The organism is Pseudomonas sp. CJQ_9 (genome assembly GCF_043106615.1).
Lineage (GTDB): Bacteria > Pseudomonadota > Gammaproteobacteria > Pseudomonadales > Pseudomonadaceae > Aquipseudomonas > Aquipseudomonas juntendi.
The window spans coordinates 38,692-57,578 of sequence record NZ_JBICMS010000103.1; the positions used below are offsets into that span (position 1 = coordinate 38,692).

The window sequence follows — 18,887 nt, forward strand, 5'->3', positions numbered from 1 at the left end:
TGCGCGACGTGCGTAGCCAGGTGAGTCAATCTTCCAGCGCAGAGTGAGCTGTTTCCCGGCACATCAGCATGGCCACCAGCGCCACCAGTGCCGCTGCCAGCAAGTAACCCGCCGGCGCCAATTTGCTGCCGGTCACCTGGATCAGCCAAGTGGCAATGAACGGTGCAGTGCCGCCAAAAAGCGCATTGGCCGCATTGAAGCTCAAAGCAAAACCGCTGAAGCGCACCCGCGTGGGAAACAGCTCTGCCAGCAGGCACGGCAAGGTCCCGTCGTTCATGGCCAGCATCGCACCGAACAGAATCTGGATCGCCAGGATCACCAGCAGCGGTTGCCCGTCCAGCAGGCTGAATAGCGGCACGGTCAGGCCAAGGAACAACAGCGATGCCACCACCAGCATGGTTTTGCGTCCAAACAGGTCAGACAGCCGCCCCATCAGGAAAACAAGGCCGATATAGGTGGCCAGCGACACCGTCGAAGCAATGAATGAGTCCCGCTCGCTCATGCCCATTTCAGTGGACAGATAGGTCGGCATGTAGCTGAGCAGCAAATAGAACGCCACCGCGTTCAGGCAGGTAACCCCCATGCCGATAGCCAGGCTGCGACGATGCTGGCCGAGCAGTTCGCGCAAGGGCGCCGGAGCCATGCCGGCCTTGGCTTCCAGGCGCTGCTCCATTTCCAGGAACTTGGGCGTGTCCTGCAAACTGATGCGGATGTAGCGCCCCACCAGGCCAAACGGCGCCGCTAGCAGGAACGGCAGGCGCCAGCCCCAGCTGTGCAGGGCTTCATTGCTGAGCGCTTCATGCAACAGCGCGACGAACGCTGCCCCGAACAACAGGCCCGCCGCGGTACTGGCAGGCACAATGCTGGTGTACAAGCCACGCCGGCCCGGCGGCGCGTACTCGGCCAGGAACGCTGCTGCACCGGCATACTCACCCGAAGCGGAAAACCCCTGCACCAGTCGAATCAGCAACAGCAGCGCCGGCGCCCATAGACCGATCTGGGCGTAACCGGGTAGCAAGCCGATGCAGAAGGTGGACAGCGACATGACCAGGATCGACCACGACAACGCCTTGCGCCGGCCATACCGGTCGCCGAAATGGCCCCAGACGATGCCGCCCAATGGGCGTACCAGAAACGACAGGGCGAACACTGCAAAGGTTGCCAAAAGGCTGGTGGCCTTGTCGGCCTGCGGGAAGAAGGTGGCGGCGATGATGGTGGCCAGGTAGCCATAGGCTGCGTAGTCGAACCATTCGACGAAGTTGCCCATGAAACTGGCCCGGGCAGCCCTGCGCAGGGCTTGGCGTTCGGCGCTGTGCGAAACGCCAGCGACGGCGGATGGGTCAAGGGTGGTGCTGGACATGACGGGTACCCCATGGTTGTTCTAATTGGAGGCAGGGTGTGGTGGTCATACGGGATATTGTTGTTGTGTGTAGTGGCTTTGGCGCCGACACACCGGCGCCCTCAGGGCGCTTGCGTGCCGGCGATGAAGCCGGCATCAGTCTTATGTGCGAATGATGTTGTGCTCCGGCCCATACGGGAACCGAGTGATGTTTTCGGCACCGCTGTCGTTGACGATCAGGATGTCATGCTCGCGATAGCCACCGGCCCCAGGCCGCCCTTCGGGCAGCATGATCATCGGCTCGATCGACACCACCATGCCCGGCTCCAGCACTGTGTCGATGTCTTCGCGCAGTTCAAGCCCGGCCTCGCGGCCGTAGTAATGGCTCAAGGTGCCGAATGAGTGGCCATAGCCGAAGGTGCGGTATTGCAGCAGGTCATGGCGAAGGAAAATGTCATTCAGTTCACGGGCAATGTCGCTGCAGCGCATGCCTGGGCGCACCAGTTTCAGTCCGGCTTCGTGCACCTCGACGTTGGCCTGCCATAGCCGCAAGTGCGCCTCCGGGCAGTGGTCGAGGAACAGCGTACGCTCCAGGGCGGTGTAGTAGCCGGCGATCATCGGGAAGCAGTTGAGGCTCAGGATCTCCCCCTTGCCAACCCGGCGGCTGGTGACCGGGTTGTGTGCACCGTCGGTATTGAGCCCGGACTGGAACCAGGTCCAGGTGTCCATCAGTTCGGCATCCGGGAAGCGTCGGGCAATCTCGCGCACCATCGCCTGGGTCGCGTGCAGCGCCACCTCGTACTCCGGCACCTGGTCACGCAGTGCCTCGACCACCGCAGCCCCGCCGATATCGGCTACCTGTGCACCGTGGCGGATCAGCGCCTGTTCCTCGGCCGACTTGATCATGCGCATGCGCATGCAGGGCGCGCCGATATCCACCAGCTCGGCTTTCGGATAGCAGGCCGCGAACTTGGCGTGGTTCTGCAGGTTGAGGTGGTCGTACTCCACCCCAATGCGCGAGGCCAGGGGCAACGCCTGCTGGATCGCGACGAAGTAGTTGTCACGTTGCCAGTCGGTGTAGACGATATTGTCCGTGCCGACCGTACGCCGCCACGGTTGCCCGCCATCGATATTGGCGCTGACCGAGACGACCTTGTCCTGGGTAACGACCAGCGCATAGGGGCGGCCGAACGAGCAATAGAGGAAGTCGCTGTAATAGTTGACGTTGTGGTACGAGGTGAAAATGGCCGCTTCGATGTCGTGTTCCGCCATGTACGCCCGCAGCCGGGCGTGGCGGGCGGCATATTCCTGGGCAGAAAAGGTCGGCTGCACCTTGTTGCCGTTGCGGATTTTCAGGGTCTTGGGCATTTGCATGGTCGGGTTTCCTTGTCGTTGTGAGCACGCTGTTCAGGCCGGCCGCCTGAGAAGCATTGCAACAGAACCGACAAGGGCACTTTTGTATCTATCCGACCTGGAATTGGCGGGATCGCCAATGGCGAAGGGGGCTGCCCAGCAGCCCCCGCAGGTTCCTCACTTCAGGTCAAAACGGTCCAGTTCCATGACCTTCTCCCAGGCGGCAACGAAATCGCGCGCGAACTTGGCGCCGCCATCACCGCTGCCGTACACCTCGCTCAACGCGCGCAGCTGCGCATGCGACCCAAACACCAGGTCAACGCGGCTTGCGCTCCATTTCACTTGCCCGCTCTTGCGGTCGCGGCCTTCGAACGCTTCGTTGTCTGCCGAAGTCGGCTTCCACTCCACGCCCATGTCCAGCAGGTTGCGGAAGAAATCGTTGCTCAGGGTACCGACCTTGTCGGTAAATACGCCCTGTTGACTCCCCGCATGGTTGGCACCCAACACGCGCAGCCCGCCGATCAGTACGGTCATTTCCGGCGCGGTCAAGGTCAACAGCTGCGCCTTGTCCAGCAACAACTTCTCGGCTTTGACGCTGTAGCGGCCCTTGCTGAAATTTCGGAAACCATCCGCCAGCGGCTCCAGCACGGCGAACGATTCCACGTCGGTCTGTGCCTGCGTAGCATCGGCACGGCCCGGGCGAAACGCCACACTCAGGTCATGACCGGCGTCCTTGGCAGCCTTCTCCACGGCAGCGGCACCGGCCAGCACGATCAAGTCGGCCAGGGAAATGTGCTTGCCGCTGGCAGCGAACTCGGCCTGGATGTGCTCAAGCGCCGCAACGACCTTGCCGGTGCCCTGGTTGGCCACCCAGTCTTTTTGCGGTGCCAGGCGCAAGCGACCACCGTTGGCACCGCCGCGCTTGTCAGAGCCCCGGAAGGTCGATGCTGCAGCCCAGGCCGTGGCCACCAGCTCGCCCACGCTCAGGCCCGTGGCCAGCACCTTGGCCTTGAGCGCGGCAATGTCCTGCTCGCCCACCAGCGGGTGGTCGACGTGCGGGATCGGGTCTTGCCACAGCAGCTCTTCATTGGGCATTTCCGGGCCCAGGTAGCGCGCCAGCGGGCCCATGTCGCGGTGGATCAGCTTGTACCAGGCGCGGGCGAAAGCATCTGCCAGTTGCTCAGGGTTGTCCTTGAAGCGCTTGGCGATAGACCCATAGATCGGATCGAAGCGCAGCGCCAGGTCAGACGTGAGCATCGACGGCGCGTGGCGTTTGGCCGGGTCGTGGGCATCCGGTACGGTGCCCGCGCCTTTGCCTTCCTTCGGTGTCCACTGGTGGGCACCTGCGGGGCTTTTGGTCAGTTCCCACTCGAAGTCGAACAGGTTGTTCAGGTACTCGTTGCTCCACTTCGTCGGCGTCGAAGTCCAGGTCACTTCAAGGCCGCTGGTGATGGTGTCGCCGCCCTTGCCGGTACCAAACCTGTTGGCCCAGCCCAGGCCCTGCAGTTCCAGCCCTGCGGCTTCCGGCTCGGGGCCGACATTGTCGGCAGGGCCGGCACCGTGGGTCTTGCCGAAGGCATGGCCGCCGGCGATCAGCGCCACGGTTTCTTCATCGTTCATGGCCATGCGGCCAAAGGTTTCACGGATGTCCCTGCCCGATGCGACCGGGTCGGGGTTGCCCTCCGGCCCTTCCGGGTTTACGTAGATCAGGCCCATCTGCACGGCGGCCAGCGGGTTCTCGAGGTTGCGCTCGCCACCGAGGTCTCGGCTTTGTTCCTGCGGGTGCTTGGCGGGCTCTGCCACCAGGTCCCCTTGCCCGGGCGGCTGGGCCTTGGCCTGCTCCTTGCCATAGCGGGTATCGCCGCCCAGCCAGACCTTTTCCGAGCCCCAGTAGACATCTTCGTCCGGCTCCCACACATCGGCGCGGCCGCCAGAGAAGCCGAAGGTCTTGAAGCCCATCGACTCCAGCGCCACATTGCCCGTGAGCACGATCAGGTCGGCCCAGGAAATCTTGTTGCCATACTTTTGCTTGATCGGCCACAGCAGGCGTCGGGCCTTGTCCAGGCTGACGTTGTCTGGCCAGCTGTTGAGCGGTGCGAAGCGTTGCTGGCCAGAGCCTGCGCCACCGCGGCCATCGGCAATGCGGTAGGTGCCGGCGCTGTGCCAGGCCATGCGGATGAACAGCGGGCCGTAGTGGCCGAAATCGGCCGGCCACCAGTCCTGCGAATCGGTCATCAACGCGGTCAGGTCTTGCTTCAGGGCCTGGAAATCCAAGCTTTTGAAGGCCTTGGCATAGTCGAAGTCCGGGTCCATGGGGTCAGACTTGGACGAGTGCTGGTGCAGAATTCTGAGGTTGAGCTGGTCAGGCCACCAGTCACGGTTGGTGGTGCCGCCACCTGCGGTTTGATGGAACGGGCATTTCGATTCGTTCGACATCTGCGGGTACCTATGGGTCGATTATCCAGTTTTCCGGTCTGTGCCAGATGTTCGCTCAGCCGAGCAGGCGTACGTGCCTTGCCTGATCAGGTGTAAACGGGGCCTTGCGAAGCTGTCACAACAGGTGGGTGCGGTCTTGCACAGGGGTGCTGCCCCCACCGGAGCGCGGAATTCGCGGGGCCAGGGGAAAGACTAGCCCAGCCTGGGCGCAGGTCTAATAGAGCAGCTGTTTGGCGGTGATAGGTTGGCTCTTTCAGCGCCGCAGCTTCAGCCACCAGGCCGCCGGCACATCCATACAAGGCACGACGCGGCGGCCCGTGCTTCAATACAGCGCAAACCCCTTAGCTTCGGAACCCAAGCCTCATGAACCGCAACGACCTGCGCCGCGTCGACATGAACCTGCTGGTGCTGTTCGAAGCCTTGATGATCGAACGCAACCTCACCCGCGTTGGTGAAAAGCTGTTCATCACCCAGTCCACCGTCAGCGCCGCCCTCGCCCGCCTGCGCGAACTGTTCGACGACCCCCTGCTGATCCGCAGCGGGCGCGCCATGGAGCCCACGCCACGGGCGATGCAGATCTTCGCGGAGCTGGGCCCGGCCATGGATGTGATTTCCGCGGCCATCAGCCGCGCTCGCGAGTTCGACCCGGCCAGCAGTTGCAACGTCTTCCGCCTGGGGCTGTCGGACGATGCCGAGTTCGGCCTGTTTCCGGCCTTGCTGCAGGCCCTGCGTGAAGAAGCGCCGGACATCAGCGTGGTGGTCCGGCGGGCCAACTTTCTGTTGATGCCGGGCTTGCTGGCCAGCGGTGAGATCTCGGTGGGAGTGAGCTACACCACCGACCTGCCGGCAACCGCCAAGCGCCGCAAGCTGCGCGATATCGGCGTACGGGTGCTGCGCGCCGACGCTCGCCCGGGGCCGCTGACACTCGACGAATACTGTGCCCGGCCGCATGTGATGGTGTCGTTCTCCGGTGACATGAGCGGCAACATCGACCTCGACCTGGCGCGGATCGGTCGATCCCGCAAAGTGGTGCTGGCGGTGCCGCAGTTCGGCAGCCTGCGCGCCCTGCTGCGCAACACCGAACTGATCGCCACGGTACCTGACTACGCTGCCTGTGCACTGGTCGAGGACAGTTGTCTACGCGCCGACCCTGCACCGTTCGAGATCACCGAGGCCGAGCTGTCGATGGTCTGGAGTGGCGCCCAGGACAACGACCCGGCCGAGCGCTGGCTGCGCGAGCGCATCATGCAGTTCATGGCCAGCCAGCCTTGACGATGGCCAGGCTTACTTGCCCCGCTGCATCCACGCCGCCCCCAGGCCGCTGAGGCAGATCACCGCGATACCCACCAGGCTCAAGGTATCCGGTACCTGGCTGTACACCACCAGGCCAAGCAAGCCGGCGAACACGATCTGGCAGTAGCTGAACGGTGCCAGCAACGCGGGTGCCGCATGGCGGAATGCCTGGGTCAGCAACAGGTGCGCGGTCATGCCGAAACCGCCCAGCGCCAACATCAGCAGGGCATGGTCCCAGCGCGGCACTTCCCAGAAGAACGGCACCAGCGCACTCATCGCCAGCGTATTGCACAGCCCCGCATAGAAGTTGCTAGTGGTGGGGCTGTCATGCGCGGCGAGAATACGCGTCAGCAACTGATAGAAGCAGAAGCCCAACGCCGAGCCGAACGGGTACAGAATCGCCGGGGTGAACATGGCCCCACCCGGGTGCACCACCACCAGCACGCCGATGAAACCCAGCACCACGGCCACCCACTGCGCCACGGTAACCCGCTCTTTGAGCAATGGCGCCGACAATGCGGTGACCAGCACCGGGGCGAGGAAGTTGACCGCCGTTGCCTCAGCCAGCGGCAGGTACTGCAAGCCTGTGGTGAACAGCAGGCTGGTGCTCAGCAGGCTCAGGGCGCGCAAGGTCTGCAACAGCGGGCGGCGGGTACGCAGGACGTTCAGGCCGGCCTTGGGCAGGAAAATGCCGGCCATCAGCAGGGTATGCACCACATAGCGCGCCCATACCACCATCACGATCGGGTAGAGGCCGCCGAGGAATTTGGACAAGGCATCGTGGCTGGCGAACAGGAACGTCGCTACCACCACCAGGGCGATGCCACGCAAGGGTTTGTTGACGCCGGACAACGGTGTACTGGAACTCATGGCTCTCTCGATGACGACGCCGCCATAGGCCGCGCCAGGGGGATGACCGCGCAAGCGGAGCCTGGCGGATGCAACAGCTGGGATTCTAGAAGAGATGCCGCAACATAAGGAAGTTCATTTGCCGCAGGCCGGGGCTGAACGCAATTTCCGTTCGCTGATCGACCACTTTGCGCGCCGCGCGCATGGCCCGTGCCGCATTGATCATCGACCATGGAGCCTCACCCGGCACACTGTACAAGGAATAGACATGCAAAGGCTCACAACCCGTAACGGCCTGGAACTGCCTGCCCTGGGCCTGGGCACCTGGCCAATGACCGGCAGCGCGTGCACCCAGGCCGTGCGCCAGGCACTGGAGTTAGGCTACCGGCACATCGACACGGCCACCGCCTACGAGAACGAAGCCGCCGTCGGCCAGGCTCTGCGCGACAGCGAGGTCCCGCGCGAGCAGGTCCACCTGACCACCAAGGTCTGGTGGGACCGGCTGCAACCCAAGGCAATGCGCGCGTCGCTGGAAGCCAGCCTGCGGGCACTGGGCACCGAGCAGGTGGACCTGTTCCATATTCACTGGCCCGGCCAGCATGAAGACCTGGCCCGCAGTATCGAGACCTTGGTGGCCCTGCGTGAAGAAGGCAAGGCACGCCACATTGGTGTGGCCAACTTCCCCTTGGGGTTGCTACGCGAGGTCGTGGAACAGCACGGGGCGCCGTTGTCGGCGATCCAGGTGGAGTACCACGTGCTGCTCGGCCAGCAGCCGCTGCTCGATTACGCCCGTCGCCACGATCTGCTGCTCACCGCCTATACCCCGCTGGCCCGCGGCCAGGCGGCGGCGCACCCGGTGATCCAGGCTATTGCCGGCAAGCACGGCGTACTGCCCAGCCAGGTGGCGCTCAAATGGTTACTGGACCAGGACGGTGTGGCGGCGATCCCCAAGGCCAGCAGCCGCGAAAACCAGTTGGCCAACCTGGCGGCGCTGAACGTGCAACTGGATGACGAGGACCGCGCTGCGATTGCCGAGCTACCGAAAGACCAGCGAGTGGTCAGCCCGGCCTTTGCCCCGGACTGGAATAGCTGACCAGGGCCGCGCGGGAGGCGCTCAGTGGCGGGCGCCACTCACCAGGTAATTGATTAATGCGGGCTCATCTGCCAGGTCAATGGCCCGCACTGGGCGCGACAGGTTCCCCAGGACTGCGTCGCAGAATGCCACCGCGGTTGGGTCCTGGGCATAGCAACGCAGCAGCCAGTCGCCCCCGTCGCCGAGCAACTGCAGCGCCACTGCCCGGCCGATGCCTTGGCGGCGGTACTTCTTCAAGATGAACAGGTCGGCCAGCTCCAGGGCGTGAATGCCAGGCAGCTCGCTGCGCTCGACCAGCACGAAACCGGCGATGAAACCGTCGGCCAGCACCAGGTAGGCACCCCAGCCGGCAGCCTGCCAATAGCGCTGCAGGTGTTCGTCATGAATGTAGAAGCGGCCGTCCAGTTCCACATCTTCCTCTTCCCAGTCGGAAGATTCATAGGCATAGAACTGGTACAGGTTGCGGATCAGCGGCGCCTGGTCGGCGGTGGTTGGCAATAGCGTGATAGGCGGCATGATGCGGCGCTCGGGTAAAACGGCGGATTCTAGATCATCCCGCCATTGCAGGCCTGCATATGCCGTCAATCCTGCTCGGCAAACGCCTGCCCGGCATCCCAGCCACCGCCTAGCGCGGCCACCAGTTGCACACTGGCCACCAAGCGCCCTTGCAGCAGGTTCAGCACACTGCGCTCGTTACTCAACGCGGTGGCCTGCACGTTGACGACGTCCAGGTAACCGATCAAGCCTGCGCGGTACTGGTTTTCGGTCAGGCGCAGCGATTCGCGGGCGGCATCCAGCGCTTCCTGGCGCACCACCGCTTCATCACCGTAGACCTTCAACTGCACCAGCAGGTTTTCCACTTCCTTGAAGCTGTCCAGCACGGTCTGCCGGTACTGCGCCACGGTCTGGTCATACACTGCCACGGTACGGTCAACCTCGGCGCTGCGCTTGCCGGCGTCGAACAGGGTAAGCGCCAGTTGCGGCCCCACCGACCAGTAGCGGTTGGGCAATTCGATCCAGTTGTTGAAACTGCTGCTGGAATACCCCCCATTCATGCTCAGGCTGAGGTCCGGGAAGTACGCCGCCCGCGCCACGCCGATATTGGCGTTGGCAGCCATTACATTGCGCTCGGCCGCAGCAATGTCTGGCCGACGCTCAAGCAATTGCGAAGGCAGTGACACTGGAATGCGCGGCAGCGCAGGGATAGCCTTGCTGTCGGCCAGGTTGAAGTCGGCCGGGGGCTTGCCCAGCAACACCGCAATGGCGTTCTCGAACTGTGCACGCTGCCAGATCAGGTCGATCAGGTCAGCCTGGGTGCTTTTCAGCTGGGTGCGCGCCTGGGCAACCGCATCGGGGCCGGCAACGCCGGCGCGGTACTGGTTTTCATTCATCCGCAACGAACGCTGATAAGCTGCCACGGTCGCCTCGAGCAAGCGCTTCTGCTCGTCGATTACCCGCAGTTGCAGGTAGTTCTGCACCAGTTCCGACTGCTGGCTCAAGCGGATCGAGGCGAGGTCGGCGAGGCTGGCTTGGGCACTGGCCTGGTTGGCACTCAGGGTTTCCCGCAACTTGCCCCACAGGTCGATTTCCCAGCTCACGCCCAACTGCGCATTGTAGGTGTCGCGTATACCGCTGCTGTTGTTGGACAGGCTGGAGCTGGAGCTACCGGTCCCCTGCGCCGAGCGGTTCTTGCTGGCACTCAGGTCAAGGCTGGGAAACAGCGACGCACGGCTGCTGCGCACCAGCGCCTGGGCCTGGCGGTACTGGGCTTCGGACTGCGCCACGGTCTGGTTGCTGCGGTTCAGTTCCTCGACCAGCGCATTGAGCCCGGCGTCGCCATAGATTTCCCACCAGGCGCCACGGGCGATGGCATCGGACGGCGTCGCCTGGGTCCAGCCCTCGGCGTGTTTGAACTGCGCCGCCGTGCTGTCCAGCGCCGGGCGCTGGTAGTCCGGGCTCAGGGTACAGGCACTGAGCATGGCCACGCACAACCCGGCGCTGAGCAGGCGCGAGCCACGCCCGCGGGTCAACGCCTGCAGGCCACGGTGCAGTGGGGAGTGGGCAAATGTCATAGCGGGGTTTCCATGGCGGCGTCGGTGCGCACACCGCGCCAACGGTTGAAGCGGTGGCGCAGGCGGTCGAGGTACAGATAGACCACCGGCGTCGTATAAAGGGTCAGGATCTGGCTGAACACCAGGCCACCGATGATGGTCAGGCCCAGCGGCTGGCGCATTTCGGCGCCTTCGGCCCGGCTCAGCAGCAGCGGCAAGGCACCGAGGATGGCCGCCAAGGTCGTCATCAGGATGGGCCGCAGGCGCAGCAGGCACGCGCGGCGAATCGACTCCTCCGGAGACAGGCCCTGATGACGCTCAAGCTGCAGGGCCAGGTCGATCATCAGGATGGCGTTCTTCTTCACCACACCAATCAGCAGGAACAACCCCAGCAGCGAGATCAGGCTGAACTCGCCACCGGTCAGGTACAGCGCCAGCAAGGCACCGACGCCGGCCGACGGCAACGTGGAGAGAATGGTCAGCGGGTGAATGTAGCTTTCATACAGAATACCCAGCACCAGGTACACCAGCAGCAATGCACCCAGGATCATGAACGGCTGGCCCTGCTGGGTCTTGGCAAAGGCATCGGCGCTGCCGCCGAGCTTGGCGATCACCCCCTCCGGCAGGCCCAGGGTCGCCACTGCCCGCTCCACGGCGGCCAGGGCCTGGTCGGGGCTGTAGCCCTCGGCAATGTCGAAGGCGATGTCTTCGGCAGCAAACTGGCCTTCGTGGCTGACCCTGTCGTTGGCCAGGGTATTTTCGTAGTGGGCGATGGTCGACAACGGCACCCGGGCGCCGTCAGCGGTGATCACCTGCACTTGTTCGAGGGTGCTGGGGTCCCAGGCGTATTTCGGGTTGATTTCCAGCACCACCTGGTACTGGTTGAGGCTGTCGTAGATGGTGGAGATCTGGCGCTGGCTGTAGGCGTTGTTCAGCACCGTGGTGACCATGTCCATGTCGATCCCCAGCCGCTTGGCCTGGTCGCGGTCCACCACCAGCGTCACCTGCTGGGTGCCACCCCCATCGCGGGCGTCGATGGCAGTCAGCTGCGGCAGCGCGCGCAGCGCCGCGACCACCTTCGGGAACCACTCGCGCAACGCCGCCAGGTCGCCGCTTTGCAGGGTGTACAGGTACTGCGAGGAGGTCTGGTCACGCCCGCCACCCCCCAATTGCAGGTCCTGGTCGGCCATCAGGAACAGCCGCCCACCCGGCACCTTGGGCATCTCTTTGCGCAGGCGCTCGATCACTTTTTGCGCGTCCAGCTTGCGCTCGCTGATCGGCTTCAGGCGCACCAGTATCATGGCGTTGTTGGTACCGCTGTTGCCACCGATGAAGCCGGCAACGCTCTGCACCGCAGGGTCGGCGAGCAAGGCGCGACGGTAGGTTTCCATCTTCGGCTGCATCACGCTGAAAGACAGGCCATCGTCACCGCGGATAAAGCCCATCAGTTGGCCGGTGTCCTGCTGGGGCATCAGCGTCTTGGGCACCACCACATACAACGCGATATTCAGGCCAATGGTTGCCAGCAGGCTGAACAGGGTCAGGCGCTTGTGGCGCAGGGCCCAACCCAAGCTGCGGTCATAGGCGTCAACCATGCGCAGGTGGAGCTTGTCGCTCCAGCGTTGCAGGCGGGTCTGCTCGGCGTTGTGCGGCCTGAGCCAGCGCGCGCAGAGCATCGGCGTAAGGGTCAACGACACCACCAGCGACACGATGATTGCCGCCGCCAAAGTGATGGAAAATTCCTGGAACAGGTTGCGCACGATGCCGCCCATGAACAGGATGGAAACGAACACCGCCACCAGCGAGACGTTCATCGACAGCAAGGTGAAGCCGACTTCCTTGGCGCCCAGGAAGGCCGCCTTCATGGGTGGCTGGCCGTCTTCGATGTGCCGGGAAATGTTCTCCAGCACCACGATGGCATCGTCCACCACCAGGCCGGTGGCAAGGATCAGCGCCATCAGTGACAGGTTGTTGAGCGAGAAACCACACAGGTACATGACAGCGAAAGTCCCCACCAGCGATACCGGCACCGCCAGGCTGGGGATCAGCGAGGCGCGCAGGCTGCCGAGGAACAGGTAGACCACCAGGATCACCAGCACCACCGCGATCAGCAGGGTGTGCTCGGCCTCCTTGAGGCTGGCATTGATGACCGGCGACCGGTCCATGGCCACGTTCAGTTGCACGCTGGCGGGCAACAGCGACTGCAGGGCCGGCAGCTGCGCCTTGATCTGCCCGACTGTCTCGATGATATTGGCGCCAGCCTGGCGGTTGACCACCAGCAGCACTGCCGACTGGTCATTGAAGAAGCCACTGTTGTAGCGGTTTTCGACCCCGTCGGTAATCGCAGCCACGTCGGACAGACGCAGAATGGTCCCATTCTGCTGGCGAATGACGATGGGCTCGTAGTCCTTGGCCTTCTCCAACTGGTCATTGGCGCGCACCTGCCAGTTGCGCTCGGCGTCTTCGACAAAACCCATGGGCCGGCGCTGGTTGGCGTTGGCCACCGCGGTGCGCACTTCATCCAGTGACAGGCCGTACTGGTTGAGCAATTGCGGTTCGACGGCAATGCGCACCGCCGGCAACGAGCTGCCGCCGATCTGCACCTCCCCTACCCCGGACACCTGGGCCAGGCTCTGCGCCAGAATGGTGTCGGCCAGGTCGTACAGCTGCCCCTTCTGCAACACGTCCGAGGTCAGCGAAAGCACCATGACCGGCGCCTGCGATGGGTTGATCTTCTTGTAGGTAGGCATGCTGCGCATGCCGCTGGGCAGCAGGTTGCGGGTGGCATTGATGGCCGCCTGCACTTCACGCGCCGCACCGTCGATATCACGGCCTATCTCGAAACCGATGATCACCCGCGTCGAGCCCTGGTTGGAGCTGCTGGTCAGGGTGGTCACGCCAGCGATGCTGCCCAGCTTGCGCTCCAGTGGCGTGGCCACGGTAGAGGCCATGACCTCGGGGCTGGCACCGGCCAGGTTGGCCGACACCACGATCACCGGGAAATCCATTTCCGGCAGTGGCGCAACCGGCAGCAGCTTGAAGCTGACCCCACCCAGCAGCATGATCGCCAGGCTCAGCAGCATCGTCGCCACCGGGCGACGAATGAACGGACCCGACAGATTCATGCTTCGGCCTGCTTCGCACTATCGGCCGGGCGCCAGCGGCGCGCCAGGCGGTCGAAGTACAGGTAGATGACCGGCGTGGTGAACAACGTCAGCACCTGGCTGACCAGCAAGCCACCGACCATCACCAGGCCCAGCGGCTGTCGCAGCTCGGCGCCGGAGCCTGTGGCCAGCATCAGTGGCACGGCCCCGAACAGCGCCGCCAGGGTGGTCATCAGGATTGGACGGAAGCGCAACAGCGCCGCCTGGTAGATGGCGTCACGGGGGGTCATGCCTTGGTGGCGTTCGGCTTCGAGGGCGAAGTCGATCATCATGATCGCGTTCTTCTTGACGATGCCGATCAGCAGGATGATGCCGATGATTGCGATCATGCCCAGGTCGTTGCCGCTGATGAGCAAGGCCAGCAAGGCGCCGACGGCCGCCGACGGCAGCGTCGAGAGGATGGTCACCGGGTGGATGTAGCTCTCGTACAACACGCCCAGCACGATGTACATGGTAACCACCGCTGCCAGAATCAGCAGCAAGGTGCTCGACAGCGAGGCCTGGAAGGCGTCCGCCGCCCCCTGGAAGCGGGTTTGCACCCCCAGCGGCATGCCGATGTCCTTCTGGACCTGCTCGATCACCTGCACCGCTTCACCCAGTGACGCGCCATGGGCCAGGTTGAAAGACAGGGTCACGGCCGGGAACTGGCCAATGTGCGAGATCGCCAATTGGGCCTGACGCTGCTCGATACGCGCCAATGCCGACAGGCGTACCTGGCCGCCATCGGCAGCCTTGACGTGGACCGACTCCAGCGCCTGCGGGCCGATCACCGCGGCATCTTTGGCCTGCAGCACCACGCGGTACTGGCTGGCCTGGGTGTAGATGGTCGAGATCTGCCGCTGGCCAAACGCGTCGTACAAGGCGTTGGTGACCTGCGACACGGTGATGCCCAAACGGCTGGCCATGTCGCGGTCGATGACCAGGTACACCTGCAGGCCTTTGTCCTGCAGGTCACTGGCCACATCGGCCAGCTCGGGGCGCTGCTGCAGCGCCTGCACCAATGTGCCGCTCCATTGCGCCAACAGGTCGGCATCGGGCGACGACAGGCTGAACTGGTACTGGGTGCGGCTGACGCGGTCTTCGATGCTCAGGTCCTGCACCGGTTGCATGAACAGGCGAATGCCCACCAGGCGGTCGACTTGCGGCTGCAGCCGGCTGATCACTTCGCTGGCCGTGACGTCGCGTTCGCCGTGGGGCTTGAGGTTGATCAGCAAGCGGCCGCTGTTGAGCGTGGCGTTGTCACCATCGACACCAATATAGGACGACAGGCTTTGTACGGCCGGGTCCTGCAGGATCACCTTGCTCAAGGCCTGCTGGCGCTCGCTCATGGCGGCGAACGAAGTGGACTGCGGCGCTTCGGAGATGCCCTGGATGACCCCAGTGTCCTGCACCGGGAAGAAGCCCTTGGGCACCACCATGTAGAGGAACACCGTCAACGCCAGGCTTGCCACCGCCACCAGCAACGTCAGTGGCTGGTGCCTGAGCACCCATTGCAGGGCGCTGCCGTAGTGTTTGATCAGCCAGTCGATCCAGGCGCCACTGGCACAGTAGAACCGGCCCTGCTCTTCTGCCTTGGGTTCACGTTTGAGCAGGCGCGCGCACATCATTGGCGTCAGGGTCAGCGACACCACCAGGGAAATCAGGATGGCCACCGCCAGGGTGATGGCGAACTCGCGGAACAGGCGGCCGACCACGTCGGCCATGAACAGCAGCGGGATCAGTACCGCAATCAGCGAGAACGTCAGCGATATCAGGGTGAAGCCGATTTGCCGGGCGCCCTTGAGCGCGGCCTGCATGGGCGTTTCGCCCTCTTCGATATGGCGGGAAATGTTCTCCAGCATGACGATGGCGTCGTCGACCACGAAGCCGGTGGCGATGGTCAGCGCCATCAGCGTGAGGTTGTTGACCGAGAAGCCGGCCAGGTACATCACGCCGAAGGTGCCGATCAGCGACAGCGGTACCGCGATGGACGGAATGAGGGTGGCGCTGGCCCGGCGCAGGAAAACGAACGTGACCATGACCACCAGCACGATGGCGATCAGCAGTTCGTGCTGGACATCTTTGACCGCGGCGCGGATGGTCTGGGTACGATCGGTGAGCACCGACACATCCAGGCCCGCAGGCAGGTTGTCGGTGATCGACGGCAGCAGCGCCTTGATGCGGTCTACCACTTCGATCACGTTGGCACCCGGCTGGCGCTGGATGTTCAGCAGTACCGCATGGTTTTCGTTGGCCCAGGCTGCCAGGCGCTCGTTCTCGGCACCGTCGACGATTTCGGCCACGTCCTTCAGGCGCAGCGGCGCACCGTTGTTGTAGGCCAGGATCAGGTTGGCGTATTCCTCGGGGGAGCGCAGCTGGTCGTTGGCGTCGAGCATCGACACGCGGGTGGGCCCGTCGAAGTTGCCCTTGGGCTGGTTGACGTTGGACGCGCCGATCAGCGTGCGGACATCTTCAAGGTTCAGGCCATTGGCCGCCAAGGCATCGACATTGACCTTGATCCGCACCGCCTGGCGCTGGCCCCCGGCGATGCTCACCATGCCCACGCCGCTGATCTGCGCAAGCTTCTGCGCCACCCGGGTATCGACCAGGTCGTTGAGCTTGGGCAGCGGCATGGTCTTGCTGGAAATGGCCAAGGTCAGCACCGGCGTGTCGGCCGGGTTGACCTTGTTGTACACCGGCGGCGCCGGCAGGTCGCTGGGCAGCAGGTTACTGGCGGCGTTGATCGCGGCCTGTACCTGCTGCTCGGCAACGTCCATGTTCATGTCCAGGTTGAAACGCAGTGTGAGCACCGATGCGCCGCCGGAGCTGGTCGAGGCCATTTGCTCAAGCCCAGGCATCTGGCCGAACTGGCGCTCCAGTGGCGCGGTCACCGCGCTGGTCATGACCTCCGGGCTGGCGCCGGGGTACAGGGTCATGACACGGATGGTCGGGTAGTCCACCTGCGGCAAGGCAGAAACCGGCAGCAGCTTGTAGGCGATCAGGCCGGCCAGCACGATGGCCAGCATGCTCAGCGTGGTGGCGACCGGCCGCAGGATGAACAGGCGCGAGAGGTTCATGCGCCCGCCTTGCCTGCTGCGGCACCAGGCTGCGCTTGCCCTGGCTGGCCCTCACCGGCATGTGCCGACCCTTTCGCATCCTGGCCCTGCAGTTTCTGGCCTGGGGTCGTCGGCACCTGCGAGCTGTTTTCGACCACCTCTACCTTGGTGCCCTCGCGCAGGCGGTCGGTACCTTCCAGTACCAGGCGGTCGCCGGCCTTCAGGCCATCGAGAATGACGCTGTGCTCGCCATCACTGGCGCCGACCTTGAGCTTGCGTACATTGACCGTACTCTGGTCGTTGACGACGTAGGCGAACGTGCCGTCGTTACCGAACTGAATGGCTGCCGCCGGGGCCATGACCACCTGCTTGAGGGTGTCGGCCAGCAAACGCACGTTGACGAACTGGTTGGGGAACAGGGCCAGGTCCTTGTTCTCGAAGCGGCCCTTGAATTTCAGGGTGCCGGTGGTGGTGTCGATCTGGTTGTCGATACTGGCCAGTACCCCCTTGGACTGCAGCTTGCTGTCACTGCGGTCCCAGGCCTCGACCGGCAGGCTGGCGCCGCTGCGGTAACGCTGCAGCACGGTGTCCAGTTCGGTTTCCGGCAAGGTGAAGGCAACGCTGATGGGCTCGGTCTGGGTGATGACCACCAGGGCATTGGTGTCGTTGGCCGCTACCAGGTTCCCCAGATCGAGCTGGCGCAGGCCCACCCGGCCGTTGATCGGGGCGCGGATCTGGGTGAACTCCAGGTTCAGCCGGGCATCGTTGACTTGCGCCTGGTTGGTCTTGACCAGGCCCTGAAACTGCGCCACCTGGGCCTCGGCCGTGTCGAGGGTCTGCTTGGCGATACTGTCTTCGGCGTACAAGCCTTTGTAGCGGGCCAAGTCGACCTGGGCGTTCTTCAACTGCGCCTGGTTCTGTGCCAGCGTGCCTTCGGCCTGCTGCAGCGCGATCCGGTAGGTGCGCGGGTCGATTTCGGCGAGCAGGTCGCCGGCCTTGACCTGCTGGCCTTCCTTGAAGTGGATTTTGACCAGCTCGCCTGCCACGCGGCTGCGCACGTTGACCGTGTTGGTCGCAGTCACTGTACCCAGCGCCTTGTAATACAGCGGGAAGTCACCCACGGTCACGGGTTCGACCCGCACAGGCACCGGATCGGTGGAACCACCGAAGCCCGGGCGGCCGCCCATGCCCATGCCTTTGCCACCACGCCCGCCGCTGGCGTCCTTATGCCCAGGCGTTGCTGCAGGCCACAGCCACCAGGCCAGCGCAGCCACCAGCAGCAGGATCAGCAGGCCGAGCAGCCAGCGACGAGGGGAACGGGAATTGGACGCTTGCATGGGTTGAACGAACCTTGTTCGGAATGACGGCTTGGGGAGGGTGAACGATAAGCACTGGCATCGTTTTAGCAAAGGGCCTTTACCAGAGGTTTACCTTTGGCTGACGTTGCCAAGACGCGGAATTTTAAATGAAAACGGCCCGGAACGTGTTCCAGGCCGTTACAGGGTGTTGCTTGGAGCGCGCTGAGGGCTGTGGGGTTCCACAGCCTGCGCCGGCCCCTTCGTGGCTAAGCCTGCTTATACAGGGCTGCCACGACCTGCAAGCGCTACGCTACAGGGGCGCTGCTTACTTCAGTACCGCCAGTGCAGCCTCGTAGTCCGGTTCTTCAGCGATTTCGCCGACCAGCTCGCTGTGCAGCACTTTATCGTTCTCGTCCAGCACCACCACGGCGCGGGCCGCCAGGCCAGCCAGCGGGCCATCGGCGATTGCCACGCCGTAGTTTTCGAGGAACTCGCGGCCACGCAGGGTCGACAGGTTCTTCACGTTCTCCAGCCCCTCGGCGCCGCAGAAACGTGCCTGCGCAAACGGCAGGTCGGCGGAGATGCACAGCACCACGGTGTTGGCGACATCGTTGGCCTGGGCGTTGAACTTGCGCACCGAAGTGGCACAGGTTGGGGTGTCGACGCTCGGGAAGATGTTCAGCACCTTGCGCTTGCCGGCGTAGTCTTTCAGCGACTTGTCAGCCAGGCCTTCACCCACCAGGGAAAAAGCCGGAGCCTGGGCGCCGGCCTGTGGCAGGTTGCCGTTGACCTGAACCGGGTTGCCTTTGAGAGTCACTTGAGCCATGACGAAATCCTTATGCGGGGTTTGAAAAGGACACCGAGTTAAGCATGAAGGCGGCCGAGTGCCTATGGGGGCGGGTGAATTTGTTCTATTCCCGGATAATGTTTGTGAACAAACTTCCGGCTTTCTCGCCCCTTGCCGGGTGAGTTTCAC

Annotated in this window: 12 protein-coding genes; 2 read left to right on the forward strand and 10 right to left on the reverse strand. The window is 63.8% G+C overall.

Annotation, left to right across the window (positions count from 1 at the left end):
* Positions 1–25 precede the first annotated feature (25 nt).
* The 3 genes from ACF8SD_RS23510 to katG all read right to left on the reverse strand — a co-directional run bounded on the left by ACF8SD_RS23510 (position 26) and on the right by katG (position 5,128).
* The gene (locus ACF8SD_RS23510) at positions 26–1,360 is read right to left on the reverse strand and encodes an MFS transporter (RefSeq protein ID WP_392485242.1); all 1,335 of its coding nucleotides are present in this window, start codon (positions 1,358–1,360) and stop codon (positions 26–28) included.
* Positions 1,361–1,501: 141 nt separating this feature from the next.
* Positions 1,502–2,713 carry a M24 family metallopeptidase gene (locus tag ACF8SD_RS23515; RefSeq protein ID WP_173889708.1) on the reverse strand — a complete coding sequence of 404 codons (1,212 nt, stop codon included), beginning with the start codon at positions 2,711–2,713 and terminating at the stop codon, positions 1,502–1,504.
* A gap of 156 nt (positions 2,714–2,869) precedes the next feature.
* Positions 2,870–5,128 (reverse strand): catalase/peroxidase HPI, encoded by a 2,259-nt coding sequence (gene katG, locus ACF8SD_RS23520; protein ID WP_173889710.1) that lies wholly within the window; start codon positions 5,126–5,128, stop codon positions 2,870–2,872.
* A 363-nt stretch (positions 5,129–5,491) separates the two neighbouring features.
* Between katG and ACF8SD_RS23525 the strand changes: the two genes are divergently transcribed.
* A complete protein-coding gene (locus ACF8SD_RS23525; protein ID WP_392485243.1) occupies positions 5,492–6,400 on the forward strand; it encodes a LysR family transcriptional regulator in 909 nt (302 codons plus the stop codon).
* 12 nt (positions 6,401–6,412) lie between these two features.
* Here the strand turns inward: ACF8SD_RS23525 and ACF8SD_RS23530 are convergent, their stop codons facing one another.
* Entirely contained in the window at positions 6,413–7,291 is an 879-nt protein-coding gene (locus ACF8SD_RS23530; protein WP_009682408.1) for a DMT family transporter, read from the reverse strand.
* A gap of 247 nt (positions 7,292–7,538) precedes the next feature.
* On the opposite strand from ACF8SD_RS23530, the gene ACF8SD_RS23535 reads away from it, so the two are divergent.
* On the forward strand, positions 7,539–8,363 hold the full coding sequence (locus ACF8SD_RS23535) for an aldo/keto reductase (protein WP_173889712.1): 825 nt from the start codon (positions 7,539–7,541) through the stop codon (positions 8,361–8,363).
* A 21-nt stretch (positions 8,364–8,384) separates the two neighbouring features.
* Here ACF8SD_RS23535 and ACF8SD_RS23540 read toward each other — a convergent pair whose 3' ends face one another.
* The 6 genes from ACF8SD_RS23540 to tpx all read right to left on the reverse strand — a co-directional run bounded on the left by ACF8SD_RS23540 (position 8,385) and on the right by tpx (position 18,737).
* A complete protein-coding gene (locus tag ACF8SD_RS23540) occupies positions 8,385–8,879 on the reverse strand; it encodes a GNAT family N-acetyltransferase (protein ID WP_173889714.1) in 495 nt (164 codons plus the stop codon).
* A 65-nt stretch (positions 8,880–8,944) separates the two neighbouring features.
* Positions 8,945–10,435, reverse strand: coding sequence for an efflux transporter outer membrane subunit (locus ACF8SD_RS23545; RefSeq protein WP_110679799.1), 1,491 nt, complete (start codon positions 10,433–10,435; stop codon positions 8,945–8,947).
* Positions 10,432–13,539 (reverse strand): efflux RND transporter permease subunit, encoded by a 3,108-nt coding sequence (locus ACF8SD_RS23550; protein ID WP_173889716.1) that lies wholly within the window; start codon positions 13,537–13,539, stop codon positions 10,432–10,434. The genes ACF8SD_RS23545 and ACF8SD_RS23550 overlap by 4 nt, the downstream gene beginning before the upstream one ends.
* Entirely contained in the window at positions 13,536–16,634 is a 3,099-nt protein-coding gene (locus ACF8SD_RS23555; protein WP_392485244.1) for an MdtB/MuxB family multidrug efflux RND transporter permease subunit, read from the reverse strand. The genes ACF8SD_RS23550 and ACF8SD_RS23555 overlap by 4 nt, the downstream gene beginning before the upstream one ends.
* On the reverse strand, positions 16,631–17,950 hold the full coding sequence (locus ACF8SD_RS23560; protein ID WP_110679796.1) for an MdtA/MuxA family multidrug efflux RND transporter periplasmic adaptor subunit: 1,320 nt from the start codon (positions 17,948–17,950) through the stop codon (positions 16,631–16,633). Before ACF8SD_RS23560 ends, ACF8SD_RS23555 begins: the two co-directional genes overlap by 4 nt.
* A gap of 286 nt (positions 17,951–18,236) precedes the next feature.
* Complete coding sequence (gene tpx / locus ACF8SD_RS23565) at positions 18,237–18,737, reverse strand: thiol peroxidase (RefSeq protein WP_054881982.1); 501 nt, start codon at positions 18,735–18,737, stop codon at positions 18,237–18,239.
* Positions 18,738–18,887 lie beyond the last annotated feature (150 nt).

Bases quoted from the DNA above. Each gene is read 5' to 3' on its own strand.
- ACF8SD_RS23515 (WP_173889708.1), bottom strand. From the start codon at position 2,713: ATGCAAATGCCCAAGACCCTGAAAATCCGCAACGGCAACAAGGTGCAG.
- ACF8SD_RS23525 (WP_392485243.1), top strand. From the start codon at position 5,492: ATGAACCGCAACGACCTGCGCCGCGTCGACATGAACCTGCTGGTGCTG.
- ACF8SD_RS23560 (WP_110679796.1), bottom strand. From the start codon at position 17,950: ATGCAAGCGTCCAATTCCCGTTCCCCTCGTCGCTGGCTGCTCGGCCTG.
- ACF8SD_RS23540 (WP_173889714.1), bottom strand. From the start codon at position 8,879: ATGCCGCCTATCACGCTATTGCCAACCACCGCCGACCAGGCGCCGCTG.
- ACF8SD_RS23545 (WP_110679799.1), bottom strand. From the start codon at position 10,435: ATGACATTTGCCCACTCCCCACTGCACCGTGGCCTGCAGGCGTTGACC.
- katG (WP_173889710.1), bottom strand. From the start codon at position 5,128: ATGTCGAACGAATCGAAATGCCCGTTCCATCAAACCGCAGGTGGCGGC.
- ACF8SD_RS23555 (WP_392485244.1), bottom strand. From the start codon at position 16,634: ATGAACCTCTCGCGCCTGTTCATCCTGCGGCCGGTCGCCACCACGCTG.
- ACF8SD_RS23530 (WP_009682408.1), bottom strand. From the start codon at position 7,291: ATGAGTTCCAGTACACCGTTGTCCGGCGTCAACAAACCCTTGCGTGGC.
- ACF8SD_RS23550 (WP_173889716.1), bottom strand. From the start codon at position 13,539: ATGAATCTGTCGGGTCCGTTCATTCGTCGCCCGGTGGCGACGATGCTG.
- tpx (WP_054881982.1), bottom strand. From the start codon at position 18,737: ATGGCTCAAGTGACTCTCAAAGGCAACCCGGTTCAGGTCAACGGCAAC.
- ACF8SD_RS23510 (WP_392485242.1), bottom strand. From the start codon at position 1,360: ATGTCCAGCACCACCCTTGACCCATCCGCCGTCGCTGGCGTTTCGCAC.
- ACF8SD_RS23535 (WP_173889712.1), top strand. From the start codon at position 7,539: ATGCAAAGGCTCACAACCCGTAACGGCCTGGAACTGCCTGCCCTGGGC.